At 32.8% G+C, this 23,786-nt stretch carries 17 protein-coding genes and 8 pseudogenes; 17 read left to right on the top strand and 8 right to left on the bottom strand.

Annotated features, from left to right (window positions below; genetic code table 11):
- Positions 1 to 86: 86 nt before the first annotated feature.
- Positions 87 to 2,946, bottom strand: a pseudogene (locus MHH59_RS30380) (Tn3 family transposase).
- 604 nt (positions 2,947 to 3,550) lie between these two features.
- Between MHH59_RS30380 and MHH59_RS30375 the strand changes: the two are divergent.
- The 6 genes and pseudogenes from MHH59_RS30375 to MHH59_RS30350 all read left to right on the top strand — a co-directional run bounded on the left by MHH59_RS30375 (position 3,551) and on the right by MHH59_RS30350 (position 7,672).
- A complete protein-coding gene (locus MHH59_RS30375) occupies positions 3,551 to 3,820 on the top strand; it encodes an autorepressor SdpR family transcription factor (RefSeq protein WP_340853715.1) in 270 nt (89 codons plus the stop codon).
- A complete protein-coding gene (locus MHH59_RS30370) occupies positions 3,820 to 4,422 on the top strand; it encodes an SdpI family protein (protein ID WP_340853712.1) in 603 nt (200 codons plus the stop codon). Before MHH59_RS30375 ends, MHH59_RS30370 begins: the two co-directional genes overlap by 1 nt.
- A gap of 520 nt (positions 4,423 to 4,942) precedes the next feature.
- The gene (locus tag MHH59_RS30365; RefSeq protein ID WP_269481993.1) at positions 4,943 to 5,125 is read left to right on the top strand and encodes a hypothetical protein; all 183 of its coding nucleotides are present in this window, start codon (positions 4,943 to 4,945) and stop codon (positions 5,123 to 5,125) included.
- Between the two features lie 121 nt (positions 5,126 to 5,246).
- A pseudogene (locus tag MHH59_RS30360) lies at positions 5,247 to 6,671 on the top strand (IS4 family transposase); the annotation flags it as partial.
- A 54-nt stretch (positions 6,672 to 6,725) separates the two neighbouring features.
- Positions 6,726 to 7,434: pseudogene (locus MHH59_RS30355) on the top strand (IS6 family transposase).
- A 73-nt stretch (positions 7,435 to 7,507) separates the two neighbouring features.
- Positions 7,508 to 7,672, top strand: coding sequence for an aspartyl-phosphate phosphatase Spo0E family protein (locus tag MHH59_RS30350; protein ID WP_201054985.1), 165 nt, complete (start codon positions 7,508 to 7,510; stop codon positions 7,670 to 7,672).
- A gap of 514 nt (positions 7,673 to 8,186) precedes the next feature.
- On the opposite strand, the gene MHH59_RS30345 is transcribed toward MHH59_RS30350, so the two are convergent.
- A complete protein-coding gene (locus tag MHH59_RS30345; protein WP_445290626.1) occupies positions 8,187 to 8,426 on the bottom strand; it encodes a DUF4318 domain-containing protein in 240 nt (79 codons plus the stop codon).
- Between the two features lie 274 nt (positions 8,427 to 8,700).
- On the opposite strand from MHH59_RS30345, the pseudogene MHH59_RS30340 reads away from it, so the two are divergent.
- Both MHH59_RS30340 and MHH59_RS30335 read left to right on the top strand, forming a co-directional pair.
- Positions 8,701 to 10,130 (top strand): annotated as a pseudogene (locus MHH59_RS30340) (IS4 family transposase).
- A 468-nt stretch (positions 10,131 to 10,598) separates the two neighbouring features.
- Entirely contained in the window at positions 10,599 to 11,042 is a 444-nt protein-coding gene (locus MHH59_RS30335; protein WP_151304161.1) for a DUF5065 family protein, read from the top strand.
- Between the two features lie 219 nt (positions 11,043 to 11,261).
- On the opposite strand, the gene MHH59_RS30330 is transcribed toward MHH59_RS30335, so the two are convergent.
- Complete coding sequence (locus MHH59_RS30330; RefSeq protein WP_002068911.1) at positions 11,262 to 11,558, bottom strand: metalloregulator ArsR/SmtB family transcription factor; 297 nt, start codon at positions 11,556 to 11,558, stop codon at positions 11,262 to 11,264.
- A gap of 204 nt (positions 11,559 to 11,762) precedes the next feature.
- Between MHH59_RS30330 and MHH59_RS30325 the strand changes: the two genes are divergently transcribed.
- A complete protein-coding gene (locus tag MHH59_RS30325; protein WP_340853708.1) occupies positions 11,763 to 11,972 on the top strand; it encodes a hypothetical protein in 210 nt (69 codons plus the stop codon).
- A gap of 270 nt (positions 11,973 to 12,242) precedes the next feature.
- Positions 12,243 to 12,353, top strand: coding sequence for a YjcZ family sporulation protein (locus MHH59_RS30320; protein ID WP_078401698.1), 111 nt, complete (start codon positions 12,243 to 12,245; stop codon positions 12,351 to 12,353).
- 22 nt (positions 12,354 to 12,375) lie between these two features.
- Here MHH59_RS30320 and MHH59_RS30315 read toward each other — a convergent pair.
- Positions 12,376 to 12,807 (bottom strand): annotated as a pseudogene (locus MHH59_RS30315) (DUF6998 domain-containing protein); the annotation flags it as partial.
- A 19-nt stretch (positions 12,808 to 12,826) separates the two neighbouring features.
- Positions 12,827 to 12,966: pseudogene (locus tag MHH59_RS30310) on the bottom strand (IS6 family transposase); the annotation flags it as partial.
- 1,726 nt (positions 12,967 to 14,692) lie between these two features.
- On the opposite strand from MHH59_RS30310, the pseudogene MHH59_RS30305 reads away from it, so the two are divergent.
- A pseudogene (locus MHH59_RS30305) lies at positions 14,693 to 15,202 on the top strand (DUF6944 family repetitive protein).
- A gap of 332 nt (positions 15,203 to 15,534) precedes the next feature.
- Here MHH59_RS30305 and MHH59_RS30300 read toward each other — a convergent pair.
- The gene (locus MHH59_RS30300; RefSeq protein WP_340853707.1) at positions 15,535 to 16,647 is read right to left on the bottom strand and encodes an RNA-guided endonuclease TnpB family protein; all 1,113 of its coding nucleotides are present in this window, start codon (positions 16,645 to 16,647) and stop codon (positions 15,535 to 15,537) included.
- Positions 16,648 to 16,658: 11 nt separating this feature from the next.
- Entirely contained in the window at positions 16,659 to 17,045 is a 387-nt protein-coding gene (gene tnpA / locus MHH59_RS30295) for an IS200/IS605 family transposase (protein WP_340853705.1), read from the bottom strand.
- A gap of 640 nt (positions 17,046 to 17,685) precedes the next feature.
- Between tnpA and MHH59_RS30290 the strand changes: the two genes are divergently transcribed.
- From MHH59_RS30290 to MHH59_RS30275, 4 genes and pseudogenes are all read left to right on the top strand, one after another.
- Positions 17,686 to 17,883, top strand: coding sequence for a hypothetical protein (locus tag MHH59_RS30290; RefSeq protein WP_002069589.1), 198 nt, complete (start codon positions 17,686 to 17,688; stop codon positions 17,881 to 17,883).
- A 353-nt stretch (positions 17,884 to 18,236) separates the two neighbouring features.
- Complete coding sequence (locus tag MHH59_RS30285) at positions 18,237 to 18,470, top strand: hypothetical protein (RefSeq protein ID WP_098169172.1); 234 nt, start codon at positions 18,237 to 18,239, stop codon at positions 18,468 to 18,470.
- 108 nt (positions 18,471 to 18,578) lie between these two features.
- Positions 18,579 to 18,752 carry a hypothetical protein gene (locus MHH59_RS30280; protein WP_340853791.1) on the top strand — a complete coding sequence of 58 codons (174 nt, stop codon included), beginning with the start codon at positions 18,579 to 18,581 and terminating at the stop codon, positions 18,750 to 18,752.
- Positions 18,753 to 18,784: 32 nt separating this feature from the next.
- Positions 18,785 to 19,498: pseudogene (locus MHH59_RS30275) on the top strand (IS6 family transposase).
- Between the two features lie 489 nt (positions 19,499 to 19,987).
- Here MHH59_RS30275 and MHH59_RS30270 read toward each other — a convergent pair.
- Complete coding sequence (locus MHH59_RS30270) at positions 19,988 to 21,277, bottom strand: glycosyltransferase family 2 protein (RefSeq protein WP_098168522.1); 1,290 nt, start codon at positions 21,275 to 21,277, stop codon at positions 19,988 to 19,990.
- A gap of 307 nt (positions 21,278 to 21,584) precedes the next feature.
- Here MHH59_RS30270 and MHH59_RS30265 point away from each other — a divergent pair, with 307 nt between their 5' ends.
- Entirely contained in the window at positions 21,585 to 22,352 is a 768-nt protein-coding gene (locus tag MHH59_RS30265) for a glycosyltransferase family 2 protein (RefSeq protein WP_016093944.1), read from the top strand.
- A gap of 4 nt (positions 22,353 to 22,356) precedes the next feature.
- Positions 22,357 to 23,760 carry a CDP-glycerol glycerophosphotransferase family protein gene (locus MHH59_RS30260; protein ID WP_340853699.1) on the top strand — a complete coding sequence of 468 codons (1,404 nt, stop codon included), beginning with the start codon at positions 22,357 to 22,359 and terminating at the stop codon, positions 23,758 to 23,760.
- Positions 23,761 to 23,786: the final 26 nt, after the last annotated feature.

Raw genomic sequence — 23,786 nt, 5'->3', positions numbered from 1 at the left:
CAAAAAAAGAAAATTGTACGTTTAGACACAAATTGGACACAAATCGACCGGTTCCCTGTACGTTAAGGAACCGGCTACTTAGTTTGCTATTTTTTGATATAATTTTTTTCGCGTAATGGTCTTAGATTATTAAAATTTGTTTTTTCATTCAAGTTCCAAACATAATCACCTGTCAACGTAATATGTTCCCATCCAAGTGGAGATATATGTTTTAAATATTCTTCTGGAATGTCCACGCCTTTTGCACGTAAAGCATCTACTGCACGTGATATATATACCGTATTCCATAATACAATCGCTGAAATAAGCAGTTGCAATCCGCTTGCTCTATGTAATTGGTCCTCATAAGAACGATCACGAATTTCTCCTAATCGATTGAAAAATACAGCTCGAGCAAGTGCGTGTTTTGCTTCGCCTTTATTTAAACCAACCTGAACACGTCTTCTAAGCTCCGGACTCTGCAACCATTCTAATGTATATAAAGTTCTTTCAATTCTTCCTATCTCACGCAAAGTTACAGACAAGCTATTCTGCCTAGGATAGGCCGCAAGCTTTTTGAGAATCAGAGAAGCTGTGACTGTTCCATTACGAACAGAGCTAGTTAATCGTAATAAGTCATCCCAATTTTCTCTTATTTTCTTTGTATGAATTGTTCCACCAATCATAAATTCTAGGTGCGGTTGATTTAAGGGCTTTTCAAAAGTATAAATTTTATTTTTACTAAACGTTTTAATTCTAGGAGCAAATCGAAATCCTAACATATGACACATGGCAAAAACATGATCTACAAAGCCTGCCGCATCCGTATAATGTTCTTCAATTTCTAAATCTGTTTCATGGTATAGTAATCCATCAATAATATGTGGCGCTTCTTCTGAAGAACTAATAACTTGTACATAAAATGGGGCGTATTGATCTGAGATATGTGTATAAAAACTTAACCCTGGATCCCTACCATGCTTTGCGTTTACTTGTGCCAAAGGGCTAGACTGACCACCTGCTCTAAAGAATTGTCCATCAGAGGATGAAGTTGAACCATCTCCCCAGTGAGAAGAGAATGGGTATTTATGCTGAAAATCAGTGATTGCTCCAAGAGCTTTGGAGTAATTTTCATCCCTTATATACCAATCTGATATCCAAGCTAATTGTGTATAAGATATATTTGGACATGCATCTGCCATTTTTGAAAGGCCTAGATTAATTCCATCAGCCAAAATAGCTGCGAATAATACGGATTTATCCTTTGGCTCAGTTTGGGTATGAAGATGAACAAAATGTTTGCTAAAATGGGTCCAGCTATCTACTTCTACCAATAGATCTGTTAATTTAATACGGGGTAATACACTATAAATAAGTCTAGTTAGATCTTCGACCTCATCCGGAATCATTTTCTTTAAAGATGCAATTTGTATTTTATCTGCATAGATTTCAACATCTGGCAATAATTGATTTTGAATTAAATAATTTACCTTAGTGAGTTGCTCTTCCATTAACTCAAATCGTTCCTGCAAATACTGATCTATATTGGTTGGAATTGTTAGTGGAACGTGGTTTTTCTCCTTTAATTCTTTCCATTTTTCTTGAGGTAAAAGATATTCTTCAAAATCCTTATATTGTCTACTTCCTACGACCCACATGTCCCCAGAACGAAGGTGATTACATAATTCTGAAAAGATACCGAACTCATAGTAATGACGATCAATACCATTTTCTTTCATCACATGCTTGAACCATTTCGATTTGAGAAAATTCATCGGAGCTGTTTCAGGGATTTTTCTTTTTCCTGTTTGGTTTATTTCTTTCAACATCTCTAGGGCTTGAAATAAAGTATGGCTTGCTTTAGAGGCTTTAAATACATACGTTCTTAATAATCTAGGTGCAAACTTTCGAAAGTGTCCATAGTGATTATCCAGCAGTTCTAAATAATCAAACTCTGCTGGTCTAGCTAATTCTTCTGCCTGTTCCACTGATTGTACAAATTGTTCCCATGAAATGATGGATTGTAAAGATTCAAATGGGTCTTGTTCTAATTCTTTTGCTTCAATTAAAGCCTTTCCAACTTTCGCGTATAAACGAACCTTTTCATTTATCGCTTTTCCGTCCTTTTGAAAATGTTCCTTATGTTTCTTTTCTCCACGATTAAACATTCTACCCATTAGTTTCTCAAGCATTTCTATTCCTTGATCTGTTAAAAAAGCATATATATGAATGAGAAAGGCCATAAGAGTTGCATGTCGTTTGAGCTCATGAAACCTGGATAAATGCTGATTGGAATAACGTGATCCTTCACGTGCCATCTGTAGCAATCGATTCTGATGCACTTCTCTGCCGTTATCTAAAGGTAAATTTAATTGTTGGATAAACTCTATTCGATCCATAATCTTGTGAAAATTTTTAACGGAAACAACACCTGAAGGTTGTCGAAGCCATGATAAATACGAAGACTTGTATCCTTTTCCTACACTTAATAACTTGTCTAGTTGCTTACATTGAGAAGAAGTAAGATTTCTTGTTAATTGTTTGAAAATCTTTCTATGTGCTCGTTCACGTACAGCCCATGCTACATGTTCAACTGCATATATGGCTGGTAGAATAATTTTTCTTTTCCTCATTTCTGATTTTACTCAAATGTTCTCGTCGAGTTGCATCACGCCCACGTGCATAGTTCTGTATAGCTGAAGGCAAAATTTTTAATTGTTTAGCAATCGTATGTACAATAAAATCTGAAACTTTTTCATTTGCAGATAATGGTCTCCCAGGAAAGCGTAAGTAAGCGATTTGTATGGCAAAACCTAATCGATTGGCAGCACCGCGTTGCTTATTTATAATTTGCAATTCTTCATCAGATATTGTGTAATATCGCAGGATTTCTCTCTCGTCCATATGCTCAGGAATTTCATAAAAGTATTCTCTTTGTTCTGTAGTAAGAAGCTCCCTCGTTTTCAACGTCCCATTTCCCTTCGTATAGTTATAGTATTTATTATAGAAGTGATTTAAATATTTTTAAAATTAAAATTACTACTATAATAATAATCAAATTTAGCAATTACTACAAAAATACAAAACCGTTTAAAAAGGTATACCTTTAAGGACACAACCTTAAACCTTATAAAATCAAGGTTTGTAACGTGAATAAACATGTTTATTAAGTCTCTATGACCCTTATAAACTCCTTAGCGTACAATTTTCTTAAAATGATATGGTGACCTCAAATAGTTGTAATTCATTGGATACAGAAATAGACATAAAAAACGCCATCCTTTCCTATGATTCTACAGAAAGAATAACGTCATTTTCATTTTAGGGGGTATTTTGTCTTGTTAGCTTAATAGCGATGTGGCGATACCCCTCCTACACAAGCAAAGGGGATATTAAAATTGTGGTACCCTAGGCCTAGATATAACATGTTTAACAAATAGTTTAGAATGCATGCGATATGAACGTAAAAATTTTGCATTGTTATATTAAATTTAAGTATTGCTTGCTTTTTTTTATTTTTACACATAACATTTAAGTAAATGCTTAAATGTTATTGAAAGGAGGATATTCATTGAATGATCTTTTTAAGGCTTTGGCAGATCCAACAAGAAGAAAGATATTAGATTTGTTAAAGGAGAGAGATCTTACTGCAGGAGAAATTGCTTCACATTTCAATATGTCAAAGCCAAGTATTTCTCAACATCTAAATATTTTGAAGCAATCAAGTGTAGTTAAAAATCGAAAAGAAGGGAAGTATATTTTTTATTCATTAAATACAACAGTCGTCCAAGATATTTTGAATTGGCTTATAAACATTAAAAGCGGGGAGGAAAATAGATAATGAGGAAAAAAACATGTTCATATCTTATTATTATGATTAATTTATTGGTAAGTTTCATTTCTTATTTTAAATTAGGGGATGAGAAAATATGGATCCTAAGCATTATGCCCACAATAATGCTTATTTCAAATGTGATATTTAATATATTAGTGAAAAATACATTATTGACTGGGGAAAATCCAGAAAATAAACTTGATTTAAGAATCATTTCTAATGCAATGTTAATGTTGTTATGTATTATTCATTTAGTAATTATAAGTACAGAGTTTGGATATACTGTTACTTTTGAATTAATAGTGGGTATAGCAACTGGTATATTCATTATGATTTTATCTAACTTTATGCAGCGAGTAGAACAAAATTATATATACGGAATAAGAACACCTTGGACTTTAAAGAATAAGGAAGTATGGAGATTAACTAATCGATTCTCTGCAAAAATCTTTTTTATTACAGGTTTAATAATAATACTATTCTCAATTTTGATCCCAAAATTTGTGATTTTAATTATGATCGGGCTTGTGGCAATTGCTGCTTTAATATCTGTGTTTTCTTCGTATATATATTTTAGGAAAATTGAGAATAAAAATATACAAAGCTGATTGCATATAAAGAACACAAAAGATGATCTATAATAATGGATCATCTTTTTTTATGAAGTGGAAGGAATATTAATTATACGATTGATAGCATAGAAAATTATAATTTAGCCCTCATATCATAATTAATATTAACTTTTGGGAAAAATTTATGAATTTTAACACCTCGTTTCTAAAATTTTTATATTTAATAATATAAAATCTTCATTAATAAGGGTATTTTAGTGCAGAAAAATAAGATTTGGAAATCGAGAATATATTACTTTCTAAAATTAATATTCCATTTATGATAGATTTGTAGAATTTCGTGTCAAAGGGTATCATTCACATGCCCATCAACTTAATATTTTGAAGTATCCCCCAAATGAAAAAATTGCACTTTTAAAGGTAAATATAGAATTAGAATATAGATTATCAAGAAATAATAATTAGTAAAGTAGAAGATTTCAATAAAAATTGGTAAAATAATAACCAAGTATTGAAATTAGAAATAGGACTGTGTTAAAAAAGGAGATTCTATACTATGGAGCAAATTATTTTAAACAATAAGAACGGATCTACAGAGATATATTATAAATTATTCTCTATGTTATCTTTGTTAACTTTTCATAAGATCACATCCATTGAAAAGAAAAAGAAAAGCCTTAAGCTTTCCCTTGAAAACGAATTGAAAAATTTAACGAAAAATAATCCTTATAAATTATAATACGGTTCCCAAAGATTAAACTCTATAAAAGATTTTATTAAACCAATATAATCTCATATTAATTCGACCTTAAAAACGCTATTCTTTTTGTAGAAATATACAGAAAGGGTGGCGTTTTTTTATGAATCTTTCGATTCAAAGTGAACTACAATTATTTGCTGAAGAGTTATATCAACATCTTACTCCCTCATTTTTAGAGAATCTGGCTAAAGAACTAACTTTTGTACAACGAAAGCGTAAATTTTCAGGAAATGATTTAGCTATTATCTGTGTCTGGATTAGTCAACGTGTCGCGAGTGATTCTTTAGTTCGACTGTGTAGTCAACTTCATGCTGTTACAGGAACTCTTATGAGTCCAGAAGGACTCAATAAACGTTTCAATAAGAAGGCGGTTTGCTTTTTAAAACATATTTTCTCTACACTATTAAAAAATAAAATTTGTGAAACATCATTGATTCCAAGCTCTTCAATCACCTATTTTCAACGGATTCGTATTTTAGATGCAACGATTTTTCAAGTACCAAAACATTTAGCTAGTGTGTATCCTGGATCAGGTGGTTGTGCACAAACAGCAGGTATAAAGATTCAACTAGAATATGATTTACATAGCGGACAGTTTTTAAATTTTCAAGTTGAACCAGGAAAAAATAATGATAAGACCTTTGGAACAGAATGTTTAGCGACATTACGACCTGGCGATCTATGTATTCGGGATTTAGGCTATTATTCACTGGAGGATTTAGATCAAATGGACCAACGTGGCGTGTATTATATATCGCGGCTTAAACTAAATAATATGGTGTATATCAAAAATGAGTTTCCTGAATACTTTCGAAATGGAACAGTAAAAAAACAGTCTCAGTATATCACAGTTGATTTAGAACACATTATGAATACTTTAAAACCAGGACAGGTCTATGAAATAACAGATGCTTATATTGGAAAGGATAAAAAACTATTTACACGAGTTATTATATATCGATTAACTGAAAAACAACTTCGAGAACGTAAGAAAAAACAAGTGTATACGGAAAGTAAAAAGGGTATTATGTACTCAGAAAAAAGTAAACGATTAGCTGGCATGAACATTTATGTTACCAATACCCCTTTGGAATGGGTTCCGATGGAACAAATACATGATTTTTATTCCCTCCGCTGGCAGATTGAAATTATCTTTAAAACTTGGAAATCCTTATTTCAAATTCATGAGTGGCACAATATCAAACGAGAGCGATTAGAATGCCACATTTACGGAAAACTCATCACTATTTTTCTATGTTCTTCTACAATGTTTAAGATGCGACAATTAATTTTAAAAAAGAAGAAAAGAGAATTAAGCGAATATAAGGCCATTGGAATGATTCAAGACCATCTATACATTCTTTATCAAGCTATACAGCAAAACACCCGAAGAATAACAAAGATTTTAATTCGCCTGTTCCATCTTCTACAGAAGAATGGACAAAAATCTCACAGATATGAGAAGAAAACTATCTTTGATATTATGGGTGTTGCCTATGAGTATAATGGGTTCTGGTGCAAAAAATCTATAAACCTTGGACATACTGATACTATTACTCTAAAAAGGTGTGTGATTAGTATGGAAAAGAGAAATTTGTTCAAATGGAAGCACTATCAGCCTGATATTATCTTATTAACAGTAAGATGGTACCTACGGTACAATCTCAGTTTTCGTGATTTAGTGGAAATGATGGAGGAACGGAGTTTATCCATTTCTCATACAACGATTATGCGTTGGGTTCATCAGTATGGTCCTGAATTGGATAAACGGATCCGACGTTACCTCAAACAAACAAATGACTCTTGGAGAGTCGATGAAACATATATCAAAGTAAAAGGGCAATGGATGTACCTGTATCGTGCTGTTGATTCGACAGGAAGCACAATCGATTTTTGCCTAAGCAAAACAAGAGATCAGAAGGCTGCAAAGCGCTTTTTCAAGAAAGCTTTGCGGTCTTTTCATGTTTCAAAGCCTCGTGTTATAACAGTCGACAAGAATCCAGCTTATCCTATAGCAATTGAACAGTTGAAAAAAGAAAAAAGCATACCTAACGGTATGCGACTTAGACAACAAAAGTACTTGAATAATATAGTAGAACAAGATCATCGCTTTATCAAGAAACGAATCCGTTCTATGCTAGGGTTTAAATGCTTTGACACAGCTACATCCATTCTTTCTGGAGTAGAAGCTATGCATATGATTAAAAAAGAACAGATTGATTTACGGGACCAGTCTGTCCAAAATCAGAAAGAAATTCATCCATCAATTGTTTGAACTTGTAGTATAAAATACAATTCTGTTAGGAACATATGCATTTTATTGGTTTTCATTTTATCTTTGCACCAAAACCTTTTAAAGAGATGGAGATGAGAGATTTACAAAAACTAATTGAATCAAAGAAACAAGAACTAATTAAACTTGTAGAGAAGTATGGGTTTACCCATAAGCAAGTTTTGTATTTAAGTCAAGACATCGATATATTAATTAATGAATTTATATATAATAATATTAATAAAGGTGGATGAAGTTACAGTTTACATACATAGGGAAAGCACCACATCGCTTAAAGCTAATAAAAAGAAATGCCCCCTAAAATAAAAAAATACGCTATTCTTTCTGTAGAATCATAGGAAAGGATGGCATTTTTTACTCTTGAGGGTAGTTAATATTTTTAAGTTGATGGGCATGTGACGCTACCCCACATACTCCTATTGTTACCTAAACTTTATTCGAAAATCATCTAACGCTTTTGTTTGATCAATGTCAATTTTCTCGTTTGGGGGTATTTGCTTTTCTTAGCTTGATGGGTATGTGGTAGAACCCCATCGCTATCAAGTTTAAATTTTATAATGCCCCCAAAACGAAAAATTTGTGTCATTTATAGAAAGAAGTTCATTCTTATCGTTTTGGGGATACTTCAAAATATTAAGTTACTGGTGGTACTAGCCCTAAATAAATCCTAGATACTAGTACTAATTAGTCTGTTTATTTTGCTTAACCAATACAGAGAATCATATTAACTCAAGCCCTCTATACTTCTCAACAAAATATATAATATCCTCCACGAGCCATTCGTACATCTGCACTATACAATGTATCTTCTAAATAAAAAGTAATCGGTTTTGTTTTACTTTCAAAACTTAATTTCTCCTTAGACTGTATAGCATAGGTTTCAACAGCTGAACAAATTGTTTTAGAAGATGGATAATGAAGAGAATCATCTAGTTCAATATAAAAGGTTTTTCTTAATAGTTTTTTTAAAAATCTTTGCTTTTTCATCCTAATCTACTCCCCCTTCACCCTTAATATAAATCAATATTCTGAATCATCCATATTATACCATAAAATACCCCCTGTTTTTGAGTATAAGTACTGGCAGGGGATTTGGTTAGCCTCCAGGAACTTAAAGTAATTAAATCTAGAAAAGTGGATTACTTGGATTGATAGAAATGGGTTCCCGCACATCGCTATTAAGCTAAAAAACAAAATACCCCATAAAATGAAAAAATACGCTATCCTTTCTATAGAATCATAGGAAAGGATGGCGTTTTTTATGTCTGTTTCTGTGTCTGACGAATTAAAACTATTTGCTCAAGAGATTCAAAGTTTTTTATCTCCAAATACCTTACGGGATCTTGCTAGAGATGTTGGTTTTGTACAACGAACTAGTAAATACCAAGCAAAAGATTTAGTCGCTTTATGTATATGGATGAGTCAAAATATCGCTACAACCTCTTTAGCTCAGTTATCTAGCTGTTTAGAAGCATCCACAGAAGTACTCATCAGTCCGGAAGGACTGAATCAACGGTTTAATACATCAGCCGTTCAGTTTTTACAACATATATTGACTAACCTTCTAAATAAAAAATTAACTTCATCTATGCCACTTTCTTCTCCATACACCTCTGTTTTCAAGCGTATTCGCATTTTAGATTCCACTGCATTTCAGCTTCCAGATATATTTTCAACCATTTATCCTGGGGCTGGAGGATGTAGCCATACTGCTGGGATGAAAATTCAACTTGAATATGACCTATTAAGCGGACAATTCCTACATATCCATACAGGTCCAGGGAAACAACATGATCGAACCTATGGTTCTCTGTGTGTTCCAACTGTGGCACCAAATGATTTATGTATCCGTGATTTAGGGTATTTTCATTTAAAAGATCTTCAACATATACAAGATAAAAAGGCTTACTATATCTCTCGTATTAAATCCAATACACGTATTTATCAAAAAAATCTCACACCTGATTATTTTCAGGATGGAAGAATAAAGAAAGGTACAGAGTATATACAGATAGATATGGAGGTATTAATGAACTCTCTCCAACCAGGACAAACCTATGAAATATCCGATGCTTATGTAGGAATGACTGATAAAGTACCAACTCGTGTGATTGTTCATCGACTTACAGATGAACAACAACAAAAACGATTGCAAGATCAAGCTGTAAGAGAGAAAAAGAAAGGAATGAAGTATTCCCCTCGTAGTAAACGTCTCAGTGGTATCAATGTATATATGACAAACACCTCTACAGATACTGTCCCGATGGGACAAGTACATGATTGGTACTCTTTACGTTGGCAAATCGAGATTTTATTTAAAACATGGAAATCATTCTTTCATATTCACCATTGTAAAAAGATAAAACGAGAAAGATTAGAATGCCATTTGTATGGGCAACTGATCGCCATTCTCCTCTGTTCTTCTACTATGTTTCAAATGCGTCAATTACTTCTTATGAAAAAGAAACGAGAGCTGAGTGAATATAAGGCCATATATATGATTAGAGATTATTTTTTCTTATTTATCAAGCCATACAGAAAGACACCCAAGAATTATCAAAGATTCTCATTCGCCTGTTCAATCTCCTACAGCAAAACGGGCGAAAATCCCATAGGTATGAGAAGAAAACAGTCTTTGATATATTAGGTGTTATTTATAATTGTACCATGTCTGATAACCAAGCAGCTTAATTCAAAAAAGGAAAACCGTTAGGGTTTATTTCGTATGCAAATCTTTAAAGCATCTACTTATAGACTTTCGAAAAAAAGAAACAATCTTGCTTATCATTGACGTTACACGGGCTTAGCTTGATAGCGATGTGGTAGAACCCCTAATATATAAAAAATAAGTCCTAACAATAATGTAATATTTCAACTTAAATTTCTACATTTTTTTACAAAATCACACAAAATATGGTCATCAGATGAAATCTGAGAGTGTCTTTTCATGAGAAATAATAAGATAATATTCGGATAGGAGTCCAATACATATTATTAAAATTCAGATGGTTCAAGTCGGAGGAAGGCACCTTAGGGTGTCTTTTTTATGTTTATGGTTTTTTTAGAAAATATTTGAAATATAATACAATAAATTATATTATTATGTGTGTATGACTTCTGATTTTTAATATTTCTGAAAATTAATAGGGGGAAACAATAATGAAATTAGGAAAATTAGTATTAATTGGGGCGTTAACATTTAGCGGGTTTACTGCAATAGAAATGATTAAGCCTACCTCACAAGTTACTGCAGCTTACTCAGATCCATTTAATGATGATTGGGGATTTAAAACCATTGTGGATCTGGAAAGTTCCGTGGAAAGTACATATCAACCTGATTGGAAAATTGGGGATTTAATAACTGGTGATACATTTTACTTAACACAGCACTTTGGTAGAGAACATTTTGGTGCGCAAATGAAAATTTTTAAAGTCCACACAAATGGTACCCTAGAACGATTCCAAACAATAGAACCAGAATTTCTTCCTGGAACAGAAATTTGGCAAACTCCTATCACAGATAGCTATACAAGTGGTACTTATGTAGCTGCAATTAAATATCGTGGTGAATTCACGTATTCAAATCAATTTACAATCAATTAAGGATGTAATAAATTAGAAACAGGCACTCAAAAGAGGGCTTTTATTATTTCTCAATAACCGAAATTATTTAACGTGGTAAAATAATAATTGGATTGGCATCCGATACCATATTACAATACGATGGTTCAAGTCGCAGGAAGGCACCTTAGGGTGTCTTTTTTATTTGTTATTGTTTCAATTATAAAGTGCTTAAATTCAAAAAAAGACATCAAATAAAACTTAATATAATAATCCTAATAAATCGATAATATCAATAATTTTCTTATCTTCTATTCTACAATAAAGCCTTGTACCCTTGCGCTCGCTAATTACAATATTACCTATAGTTAGTTTGCGTAAGTGTTGTAAAATCATAGGTTCCGAAATATGCGTCGCAGCACTCAACTGAGAAACTGTTAAAGTCCCACTTACAACCAATTCACGTACAATTAATAAACGACTTAAACTACCTAATAACTCTAAGATTTCAGCACCACTTACATAATAATTAGAATCCATGTTGAAATCACCAGACATACTATTCATCTCCCTAATATCAATACGAATATTGAATATTTTAACATAAAAATGAAAATTAACCTCCTAATAATTTCTATTGAAATGTAAAAATTTAAAGTTTGGGTGGTTTAAGTGAGAGGAAGGTACCTTAAAGTGTCATTTTTTAGTGGACAAAACAATATAAATTATATTATAAAGATAAAAGGATTAAGAGAAAGATAAGTGGATATCATAATTAATTTTGAACCGTTTAACCCAGCTATAAATGCCATAGCGATCAAACTTGCTATGGTACTGTTTATACCGTTATTCTTAGCATTGGTTGTCAAAGTGATACTTATGAAATTTATGAAAGAATTGATTGCTGGCAGACTAGCATATCTATCTTGTTTATTTTTTATGTACTATGTATTTAAATTTGTTACAGAGTAGAAAGGCACATTAGGGTCTCTTTTCTTTTATGTAATAATGCATAGAATATTAAATTTAATAGATATTATGATATACTCTCAAGGTGTGATACATAATTTCTTTAAATTAGAAAACTAAACCTTATCTACCCAATTGTGGGGGACGCCTTATGGCGTCTTTTTTTTAGGACCTGCTCAATTCAGGCATAAAAACATAAGGTAAAGTGAACCCGTTAAAATACATGGAATGAACCCTAGTCTCACCCTCTTATCTAAAGGAGGAACTATTGTTATGGGCTATGGTGGTAGTTGCGGCGAAGGCTGCGGTTTTGGTGGCGGATTTGCTTTACTCGTTGTACTCTTTATACTATTAATCATTATCGGATGCAGTTGCTTCTGCTAAAAAAATATAGGAAAAGACACTCTTAAAGGAGTGTCTTTTCTATTCTCTTTAAAGAACTTATATTGACCTCATAATTATTCCCATATGGTCTAAGCGATGGAATTTCTTCCTTTGGCCCGTAAAATAATAGTTTCAAATCATCATCTTTGTACTGAACTACGAAGAAATCATCGAATTGGTAGAATGTATTTTGATTGATCGTGATAAAACCTTTTCCTTGGGCAGTTGTTTTAACACTTATTCTTCTCCCATCTTTGATGACATCATATCCATGCTGATTAGTCACTTTGGATAGCTCGTCATTCGTATAAAGAACACAAAAGAATTCACCTAGACGACCTATAAGATGTCTTAATTCGGTTGCTTTCCATCCAAGGACATTTATTTCATATGGTAAAACTTCAAAATATGATTCATATAACTTTTGGATTTGCGAGATTCCTATAGCACTTTTACCATTGTAAGGAATAAGTTATCCATTGACCTTTTACTTTTATATAGGTTTCATCGACTCTCCAAGAGTCATTTGTTTGAGGTGACGACGGATTCGTTTGTCCAATTCAGGACCATACTGATGAACCCAACGCATAATCGTTGTATGAAAAATAAATAAAAGAACCCGTTAGTCATAAACGGATTCTTTCCACAAGATTCACAAGGAATACAAGGTAACTGGTCCAGAGAAACCTATGAAATTCCATGTGATATTACTATATGTAAAGTGGATAAAACGGTTAATGGAAATTAAACAAAATTCTTATTTAACAACAAATAAAAAGAGCACATTTTTATATGCACTCTTAGTAAGATAGATGAATGTCTCATGAGATATAAAAAATTCAAATAATCGTAATCAGATTTTCATGAGTGAATTTTTTATATTGTATTTGTTACTTGGAGTTATTGAGCCTGTTACTATAAAAATAAAGAGCGCTTTTTAAGGCGCCCTATGACCAAGACTCATATCGAAAAGCCTTAATGTATGTGCAGTTTTTTAATAAAATCCTTATTTGAACGTAAAAAGCCCTAGAGGGGACTAGGGTCTTTTACATAATAAATTTTTCTGTTTTTAAAAGGACTTACTGAAGATAACACATGAATGTTTCATAAATGTATCAAAAAAATGAACAAAATCTTTATTTCATAACAAGCGAAAAAGAGCACACATATAAGTATGCTCTTTGACAAGAAAGGTAGATTTCTATGAGTGGAAAGTCTCCATACAATAACATATGCTTGTCCAGTTAAAAGGCGAAAAAAATGAACAAAATCGTTATTTAGTAGCAAATGAAAAGAGCACACTAATAAGTATGCTCCTTGAAAGGTAGATTGCTATGCTTGGAAGGTCTCCATACAATAACATATGCTTGTCTAGTTTAAGTGTGAAAGGCTTTTAACCAAAAAGCTATTTAAATAAAAGAACCCCCGTTTGTCTGCGGGGATTCTAAGGGTAATCGTCAAGTAATGACGTACTCGACTAATTAACCATATCATGAATTTTTTGGTAAAAATAGTGGTAAATGTGTCCAAATGAATGGGGCATTATTTTGAACAAAAACACTATTTGATTTCAAATGAAAAACAGCTAGCAAAAGCTAACTGCTCAGTCTTGAAGGAAGTCTCGATTAGTAAGGTTACACACAAGAGATTTCCGGCTGTTTAACAGCCTATCCGTAGTATTGACGGAATATTAAGTTTTATTCAGGGGAGATTATATTTTACAAATTAGATTATGATAGTCGATATTCTCCATATTGACCAGAAAAGAACCAAAAATTCTATTGAAATTCCAAGTCTTCTTTTCCTAGTTTTTTGAAATTCTTTTATTAAATAGCCAACAGCACTAATTGTTATAAGAATGAAAAGAATAAGTTCTAGTGTAACTGGCATTTGATCTACTCCTAATCTTTTAATTTAATTCAGTATATAACGATTATAAGATGTTTTTGTGGTTAGTGGTGAAAAATTAAACAAAACCATCTCTTTACGAAAAAAGGTCCTGTTGTCTCCAACAGAACCTCTCCTAAAATGGCAAAGAGTAACTCTTACCTTACTCTTTGTTCATATACTACAGGAGTTTTAATGAAAATCCAAGGCTCCTTATATTGAGAAATAAAGAAGAATCATTCTAAAGAATCTTATATTTGTTATAAATATAAGAGCAGTTAGCAAAAACTAACTGCTCATCTCCAAGGGGGAACAAGGAGAAAAATCTAATGTCATCTATATTATTGACGTAATATTTAGTTTTATTCAAGGGGAGAGAAGTAGGATATTAACATGGATATGCGCAAATTCATATCCTGTAAGTAATAAATTAATGACGGGGTAGATTGAGAATGGATGATCCGATTAAGGAGATAGCTAGCGCTTGGTTTGTTGCAGTAGGGACAATTATTGCTGCGATTGGGAGTACACCTTTAAAAAGATTGAACAGCGAATTAAGCAAAGACTTGAACATATGGGGGAATGTATTACAGGCAACGGGGAACGGTCTGGAAGCTGATGGACAAGGAGAAATATCCCTTGAATTGATTGGGAACGAAATCCAATCAATTGGTAATATAACGGTTCTAACAGGACTCATTATAGACTTTGAAGATGAAACACAAAAAAAATTAGTAATTTCAGGGAATTGGATACAAGCATTAGGTGGTGTTACATCAATAGGTGGGATATAGGAATTGAAAGCTAGTCGGGATAAAGTGGAGGAAATTTCGGAAGGTGATGAGGAGGATGGACAACTTATAGTGATTACGGGGAGTTGGGTCCAAGCAGTCGGTTCAGTAGTTTCATTAATTGGTCAAATAAGAGAAGAAAGCCAAGAGATAGAAGAAAATAATTCATAGAGAACTTAATAAAATAATCCTTTTATTAGAAAGTGAGATTAGCAGTTGATTAAAAAGAAAAAGACTAAACCTCTTAAAAATAAACAAAAAGTGAAAGTACAGAAAAAGAGGAAACCGAAGATTAAGAGCAAGCCGATCATGATTGATGGTATATAGTTTGATTCTAAAACTGAGTTGGAGTATTACATGTACGTGAACCACCCGCCACTTAACGTCCTAACGGACTGTTTGAAGTGGGGGCTTCTCGGTTAGTCGTTACTTTTGATAGCTAACGAATTCGTCCTAAGACAGCCGAGCTAACTCCCTTGTTCCAAAGGTTATTTTATTGCTATTTATGCTAACGCTAATAGGTGTATTGCTTCATTTTTGATATTGATAGCTGCGTTATAATCTCTATCGAGATTTACACCGCATATGCAAGAATATACTCGTTCAGACAATGACATATTTTTTACATTTCCACAACTGCTACATGTTTTTGTGGAAGGAAACCATTTGTCTATTTTCATAAATTGTTTTCCTTGTTCGTATAGTTTATAAGCTAAAAAAGAAGTGAACATTCCCCAACTATTGTCAGCGACACTTTGTCCAAAATGAAGTGCTTGCGACATTCCTTTCATGTTTAGGTCTTCAATAGCTACAACATCAAAATGAGTAGCCAACTCTTTAGACTCATGATGAAGGAAATTCTTACGTTGGTTAGCTACCTTCTCATGTAACTTAGCTACACGAATACGTTGTTTATTCCAACGCTCAGAACCTTTATTGCGTCTTGTTAATACTCGTTGTGCCTTTGCTAATCGGTCTAACATTTTACGATAGAACTTAGGATAATTGGCTCTCTCATCCTCAGAACTAACGTATAATCCATCCATCGCAAAGTCTAATCCAACAACTGTTTCTACTTCTTTTTGTACAATCTCTTTTTCGTATTCAGTCAAGATGGACACATAGTATTTACCAGTAGGTGTCATAGAAATCGTACATGACTTGATCATATAATCTTGTGGTATCTCTCTATGCTGTTTGATACGTACCATTTTCAGTTTTGGCAATTTGATATGACCAGTAAGCAACATAATATTTCCGTTTACTACATTCGTTGTATAAGACTTTCTGTCTTTTTTACTTTTGAATGTTGGGAAGTCATTTTGACCACTAAAGAAATTCTTATAGGTAGTTTGCAAGTTTAGTTGAGCATTTGCCAAAGCTAATGAATCAACTTCTTTTAACCACTCAAATTCTGCTTTATATTTCGCCGGAGTTGGAGGCTTTTGTTTCCTTAGTTGTTCCTTATCATCTTTGTATTTTTCGTACGCTTCTTTTCGTTCAGCTAACATTCTATTATACACGAAACGTACACAACCGAAGGTTTTACGCATAAGATATGCTTGTTCTTCTGTTGGATACAAACGGAATTTATATGCTTTATTATGCTTTGTCATATCATTTCACCTCACTTTTCAATATATTTCTTTACTACATCTATTGGAGAACCACCAGTAGTTAGTAAGCAAAAACTTCTTGACCAAAACAACTCTTTCCAAAGTTTCTTTTTCACTTGTGGAAAGTCTCTCTTGATTATTCGAGAACTTGCACTCTTATAAGCATTGATGAATTTTGTCATTTCTGTATTCGGATGTGCCTTGAACAAAATATGAACATGGTCTACATCATGATTCCACTCTACCAGTGTTATGTTGTAATTCTCGGATAACCTGACAAACATGTCTTTTGCATAATCTGACATATCATCATCAAACACATTTCTTCTGTATTTTACGACCAACACAAGATGATAATACAACAAGAACACTGAATGATTATTTCTGTATAATTTCATTGATATACCAACCTTTGTACTTTATAAGACTGATTATATCAGAGGCAAAATAAAAAGCAAAGCCGTTTGGCTACGCCAAACCGAAATTCATCTCCCACCTACCGCTGGGCTACGCCCTTCACGCGCTTGAGGAAGGAGAATTTTTTCAAGGAATTCGTTAAAACTAGATCGGCACCAATTGGATATGATGGTTTGATTGAATGAACTGCATGTCATAAAAGAAGGAAAGTCTAAATTATATTAGTAATTGCTACCGACAATCACCGATATAAGTCAGGCTGTTCTTCTTAAACGATTAACCGAGCAGAGAGCTTCCGCTCTTTGTTTGAGCCAATACAGCTGAACATTCCCTCAGTTTTATGTGTTGGTTCAAACAAGGCGTAGGAAGAAACATATGCGTCTGGATATAAATCTTTTATAATTCGACATTGGCGAAAATGACATTAAGTAGCCGACTCTACGGAGTATAAACGAGAAGACTGAGAGTATCTAGAATAGCAGAGGCTTGAAGAGATACTTATTGCCATTTGTTCTCTCTCTTCCCCTTCAGGAGCTGTCACTTCGGTGATGGCTTTTTGTTTTGTAGGATATTCTTCTTTTCTGTCGAATAGATAGATTGGGAGAGGTGGGGAATAAGTAAATGAAAAAATTTATAATAAGCATAGAAGCAGTCGATGGTAAACAACACGAATTTGAAATTGAGTATAAAAAGACAGTAACAGTTGCTGCTATAGAAAATTCTATACAAGCAAGAGAAGCTAGATTCTTCAGATTTGGAGATCGTATGGTTAATTTGGACAATGTATTCTCTTTAGTGGTAAAAGAGAAGAAGGATTAAATACAAAAAAAGCATCCAAAAAGGGTGCTTTTTTCTTTGTTATATAGAAATTACACATTAACCATCAAGCATATTAGGGAATATCGAGCATAAAATGATAGATTGACACACCACGATATCAAGTTTATTGCTGCGTTTTAGTGTTACCTCTATGTTCACGAAAGGGCACCTGGATAAGGTGCCTTTTTGATGAACTATTTTGATAAAGAAATCATATAGTATAGTGTAGGACAAGTTAACCGCTTATATCCTATTCAATGCTCATCGAGAAGTCCATTCACATATTTTAGCATCTACTGACGTGGGTGCTCTTTTTTATTGAGCAAAATGTACATTTAAATAGAAGGTTAATGGTGGGTGTAACATTAGAGGAATTAGAAAAGTGTTTTAATGAAGCTGTAAATGAAGAAGCAGAGTATGTAGTTGTTCAGATTGAAATGGATGGATTTCCTAGCGAGGAAGTAATTATTAGCGACAAACATAACATTGATTCTAAACTAGCTTATTATAAGAAAACGTACAATGAAGATTTAGAACATAGATACACTCCAGGAATTTGTATTGTAGGTTTTGCGTATGGTTATTAGTTCTCAGGAATCCTACGTGAATTAGGATTGTTGGTGAAGTAGTGATGAAACCAATAGCAATTATCGTAGGCGCTGCCGTCTTGTTTGTTGTTAAGGGGATGATAAGGGGTGAGGCGAATGTGGGGTCCAACAAGTTTTAAGGGTGTTTTAGAGATTATTTGGTACTACAAGTGGGAGTTTTTCAAAGCACTACTTCCTATAGGGATTCCAGTATTTTCACTTGGATTAGGAACGGGTTGGCTGGTTCTGGTGCAAAAAATCTATAAAACTTGGACATACTGATATTACTACTCTAGAAAAGGTGTTTGATCAGTATGAAAAAGGAAAATTTGTTCAAATGGAAGCATTATCAGCCTGATATAATTTTGTTAACGGTAAGATGGTGATGGTACCTACGGTATAACCTCAGTTTTCGTGATTTGGTGGAAATGATGAAGGAACGGGGCTTATCTATTTCTCATACCACGATTATGCGTTGGGTTCATCAGTATGGCCCGGAATTGGACAAACGAATTCGTCGTCACCTTAAGCAAACCAATGACTCTTGGAGAGTTGATGAAACATATATAAAAGTTAAAGGGCAATGGATGTACCTGTACCGTGCTGTTGATTCGAAAGGAAACACAATCGATTTTTGTCTAAGCAAAACAAGAGACCGAAAGGCTGCAAAGCGCTTTTTCAAGAAAGCTTTGCGGTCTTTTCATGTATCAAAGCCACGTGTGATAACAGTCGATAAGAATCCGGCTTATCCAATAGAAATTGAACTGTTGAAAAAAGAAAAAAGCATACCTGATGGTATGCAACTTAGACAACAAAAGTACTTGAATAATATAGTAGAACAAGATCATCGCTTTATAAAGAAGCGTATCCGTTCTATGCTAGGGCTCAAATCTTTTGACACAGCTATATCCATTCTTTCTGGAGTAGAAGCCATGCATATGATTAAAAAAGAACAGATTAATTTACGGAACCAGTCTATACAAAATCAGAAAGAATTCGTCCATCAATTGTTTGGACTTGTAGCATAAGATACGATTCTGTTAGGAATATATATGCTTTATTCTCTTTTACTTTATTTTTGCACCAGAACCTAAAAGAATCAATGGGAAAATCAGAACTATTTGAGAAAGAAAAAATAAAAAAAAGAAGTGACTGTTTTGACAGAATTGAGAGAGTCATAATGGTACATCAAAATTTCATGAAGAGAAGAAGTGCACCTATTATCATATAGAATTTGTTGTGAAAGATGAAAGAAACAAGCATGCATGCAATAATGATGAAGTATGGCATTATCTATATTTCTTATTATTCGATAGGATGATGTTATCTGCATTACTAATATTGATAGATGGTGACCCCTACTAGCAAGCTAAGGTTTTGAAGTACCACCTAAATGAAAACTTTCTTTCTCTACAGGTAGATATTTTGAGAAAACAGCTCATTTTTTTGTTTTGGGGTGCTTACTTTTCTTAAGTTGATGGGCATGGGGATAGTACTTCTTGGCACAATCTCGTTTGTCAGTCTTCTTGGTACTCTTCAGCTAAGTGAGATGGATATGATGAAATAGGAGGACCAATTTTAAAGTAGGATAAGCTAGTTTTTGAAATCGGTATACAGTTCTTTAATAGATACAGTTTTTGTAACATGTCTTTATCTATTGGGTGAAGCATGCGATCTGTCATAATGAAATAATTGTGATGATAGATAAATACTTTCCCTTCAGGTAGAATCGTGTAATTAGATAATTTCGGGTAAATAGGTGGTCCATCTGAAAATTCATCTAAATTACGTTGCGAAACTTTAATAATTTCTTGAGCTGAAAATTTAAACTTGCGAAATGCTGTAGTGTTAATAAATGGACGTTTTTGATTATTTTCTATATAAAATAATTCTCCTTTTTCATTTTTTACAACACGTAAATTTGGAATGGGTTCTGTAAGAGATATAGGTGGTCCTTCTGTGTATTTGTAAATAAATGGTTCAGGTATTGGGACAATTTGATTTTGATTATATTTGAAGTAAGAAAGCATTTCTTTTGATATGGGCCTACGTTTATAATTATCAACTAAAAATACGTCACCTTGTGAATTTCTAAGCAATATACCATTTAAATCTTTAGATGGGAGGTTGGCATATAGATTTTGGAAGGAAAAAGGTGTTTTGAAAGTAATATCGAGCACTTTGTTAATAGGATAGAAAGGTTGGAATGTATTTAGACGTTTCCAAAACATTGCATCTCCGTTAAACCAATATAGAGAATCGGTCTCCCAATAATTACTGTATTTTTGATAAACCTTTAATAAAATTCTTCTTGTATGCATAACTGAACAGTGATCCACAACATTTGCAGCTGTATATAAAATTTCCGAGGCTTTTCTTACATATTCATGAGTAGGTTGTAGATTATAATCAACACATTTTACGTGCTGAGAAGAATACACCACATCTATTTCAGGACTTTTTTGTAAGAAAGATAACATTTCAGCTAATCTATTTGGAACGTACATAGTATCATCGGTTAAATAGCAAATATAATCTCCGCATGTTAATGGAAGCGCCTCATTAATGAGCGTTGCATATCTTGTGGTTTTATATCTTTCATTACCTTGTATAAAACTATTCTTATAATAAATTCGAGGGTCATCTAAATACTTTTTTATGATATTTATAGTATCTGGATAAGAGTTATCATCCATAATAAAAAGTTCCCATTCTTTAAAAGTTTGCATCTGAACACTTTCAATAACTTGATTAATTAAAGAAGGTTTATTATAGCTAGTGAGGATAATTGAAATTAGGGGTTTCAAAGTTGTCACCTCTTGTGAGAATTTTGGATAGCTTAATATTTTCAGGTGAATATTAATTGAATCTTTGGAGTTAGTTGTTTCTAACTATTGATATTTTCTTTTTTGTACTTAAATAGTTTATTACTTGTTCATAGATATGGTATAGACTATAGCGGATTATAAAAAAGATGCATGGGCAAATAAAATAGCTACTTTATCATTTTATTACATATATAAATCTTTTTTAAAATTATCGGAACGGTTCGTCCTTTCTCTTTATATAATAACGTAACTATTTTTTATTTAATGATAAGGAGGAGAGTAATATTTGCCTAAAATTACAGTTATTATGACGAGTTATAATAAGCCCACATTTGTAGAAAAATCGATATTAAGTGTATTAAACCAAACTTTCCAAGATTTTGAACTTTTTATTATGGATGATGATTCTAACGAACTGACTCAGAAAGTGATTCAACCATTCATAAACAAGAAAAATGTACACTTTTATAAAAGTAATGTAGCCCATATTTCTGAACGAACAAAAAAAGTCAGATATGCTGCTTTAATTAACGAGGCACTTAAACATGCAAAAGGGGAGTATATTACTTATATTACAGATGATAATCAATACGAAAAAGAGCGACTTAAAATGATGTCTAGTTATCTTGATGAGAATAAAGATGTTCAAATTGTATATTCTGCATCAAAAACGATCCATCTAGATGAATCAGATTTACCTATCAAAACTGTTGAAAGGCCTGCAAAAAAAGTCACTAATAATGCGCCATGCGCAATTGATCATTGTTCTATAATGCATAGAGCATCTGTTTTGCCGATTCTTGAAAAAAGGTGGAGTACTTACTGGGATGAAGACCCTCAGTTTTATCGTATAGGAGATGCACGCTTTTTTTGGAGATTAAATCATTATTGGGATTTTTATCCTTTAGATGAAATTTTAGATATCAATTATATTACTTCACATTCAATACATGCGCAGTTATTTGCGGAAGAAAAAAATGAATTTGTACAATTATTACCATCACAAAGAACATGTAAAGAATTAAGAGAAGACTTAAGAAAAAAAAGAGGGTGAAATATTGAGTGACATCTATTTGAAAAATTACTGGTTATTAAATCTAGAATATATAAATGTTTTTTCTGAATTAAAGCATTATAATGTTCCTTTACCATTACTGAGTAATTTCTATCAATATTTGGACGAAGATGTAAAAAATAAAATGAAAGAAAAAGATTTTTATAAACAACTGTCAATTGAACCTATAGAGGAAACACAGTTGCAGTTAGAGTTTGAAAAAAGAATGTCTTCATTTCAATCAAAGATAAAAAGAATAAATCAAAATGGAGTGATTCTCCTGAATTCAGATTATCTCCGTTTTTCAGTAAGTAATTTTACTCACTTTAATCCAAATCATACAAAGATATTAACTAGATCAAAAAAGACAGAACTTTATGGTCTTCCTACAATTTGTGCACCAGATTATATAAATAAAGCCCCTAATACTGCACATGTTTTCATCGAAAAGGCTAAAAAAATTTATTCAAAGTTTAATAAACATCCACTATTTTCAAACATGTTTTTTCAAAAAAAATTACTCAGTGACCTCCCTATTATGATTGAGAAACTTAATATGGCATATTTCATATTTAAAGAACAAGTTATTTCTGGTGTGATTGTTGGCACAACGGAGGATATAGCAAGCAGAGCTCTTACTTTTCTATCTAAAAGTGAAGGGATACCGAGTTATTGTCTTCAGCATGGTGCGATAATGGGTGAAGAAGCATACTTTCCAGTTTTCGCTACAAAACAGGTTGTATATGGAAGATATGAACGAGATTGGTACCTTCAAAAAGGGGTCAGTGAATCTCAAATTGAGGTTATAGGGCATCCCAGATATGATGATATCTTCGATAGGGTATATATGGATAAAAAGAATCTTTTTAAACAATTAAAAATAGACCCCTCTACAAAAGTAGTTTTTATTGCAACCCAGCCATTTAAAACTTCATTTTATATCGAATTGACAGAAGAATTAGTTAAAGGCAAAAATATCACAGTTATTATAAAGCCTCATCCTTGGGAAAAAGGGCGTAACCTAGTGGGAGAATATGTTCGGTTAAGTAACGTATATCCTAATGTTAAATATATAACAAATGAAGTGAACATGTATGATGTTATTTTACATGCGAATCTTGTGGTTATTTCTAATTCAACAGTTGGGTTAGAGGCAATGTTATTAGATATACCTGTAGTTGTTTATAAATCGTTATTAGAGGATAGAGATTATAAGTATTATGATAAATTAGATTGGCTTGTAAATCACTCTATTGAAGATATGGTGGGCACGATTGAAAAGGTCCTAAACGATTCTTTGCAGTCAAGTCTAGCAAAAGAATTAAGACAACAATTTATTAGTGAAAATTATCCACAAGAAGTAAGCACCAAAAAGTTGCAAGGCTTAATTCAAAGCGCACAAGGATAAACATTATTTTAAAAAGAGGAGGTATT

It is taken from the genome of Bacillus sp. FSL E2-0195 (assembly GCF_038003645.1).
Classification (GTDB): Bacteria; Bacillota; Bacilli; order Bacillales; family Bacillaceae_G; genus Bacillus_A; species Bacillus_A mycoides.
Note: the sequence above shows the minus strand (reverse complement) of the source record. Positions and strands in the feature narration are given on the sequence as shown.

Coding starts and splice junctions, on each gene's coding strand:
- MHH59_RS30370 (WP_340853712.1), top strand. CDS start 3,820: ATGAGGAAAAAAACATGTTCATATCTTATTATTATGATTAATTTATTG.
- MHH59_RS30365 (WP_269481993.1), top strand. CDS start 4,943: ATGGAGCAAATTATTTTAAACAATAAGAACGGATCTACAGAGATATAT.
- MHH59_RS30350 (WP_201054985.1), top strand. CDS start 7,508: ATGGAGATGAGAGATTTACAAAAACTAATTGAATCAAAGAAACAAGAA.
- MHH59_RS30345 (WP_445290626.1), bottom strand. CDS start 8,426: ATGAAAAAGCAAAGATTTTTAAAAAAACTATTAAGAAAAACCTTTTAT.
- MHH59_RS30335 (WP_151304161.1), top strand. CDS start 10,599: ATGAAATTAGGAAAATTAGTATTAATTGGGGCGTTAACATTTAGCGGG.
- MHH59_RS30330 (WP_002068911.1), bottom strand. CDS start 11,558: ATGTCTGGTGATTTCAACATGGATTCTAATTATTATGTAAGTGGTGCT.
- MHH59_RS30320 (WP_078401698.1), top strand. CDS start 12,243: ATGGGCTATGGTGGTAGTTGCGGCGAAGGCTGCGGTTTTGGTGGCGGA.
- MHH59_RS30300 (WP_340853707.1), bottom strand. CDS start 16,647: ATGACAAAGCATAATAAAGCATATAAATTCCGTTTGTATCCAACAGAA.
- tnpA (WP_340853705.1), bottom strand. CDS start 17,045: ATGAAATTATACAGAAATAATCATTCAGTGTTCTTGTTGTATTATCAT.
- MHH59_RS30290 (WP_002069589.1), top strand. CDS start 17,686: ATGAAAAAATTTATAATAAGCATAGAAGCAGTCGATGGTAAACAACAC.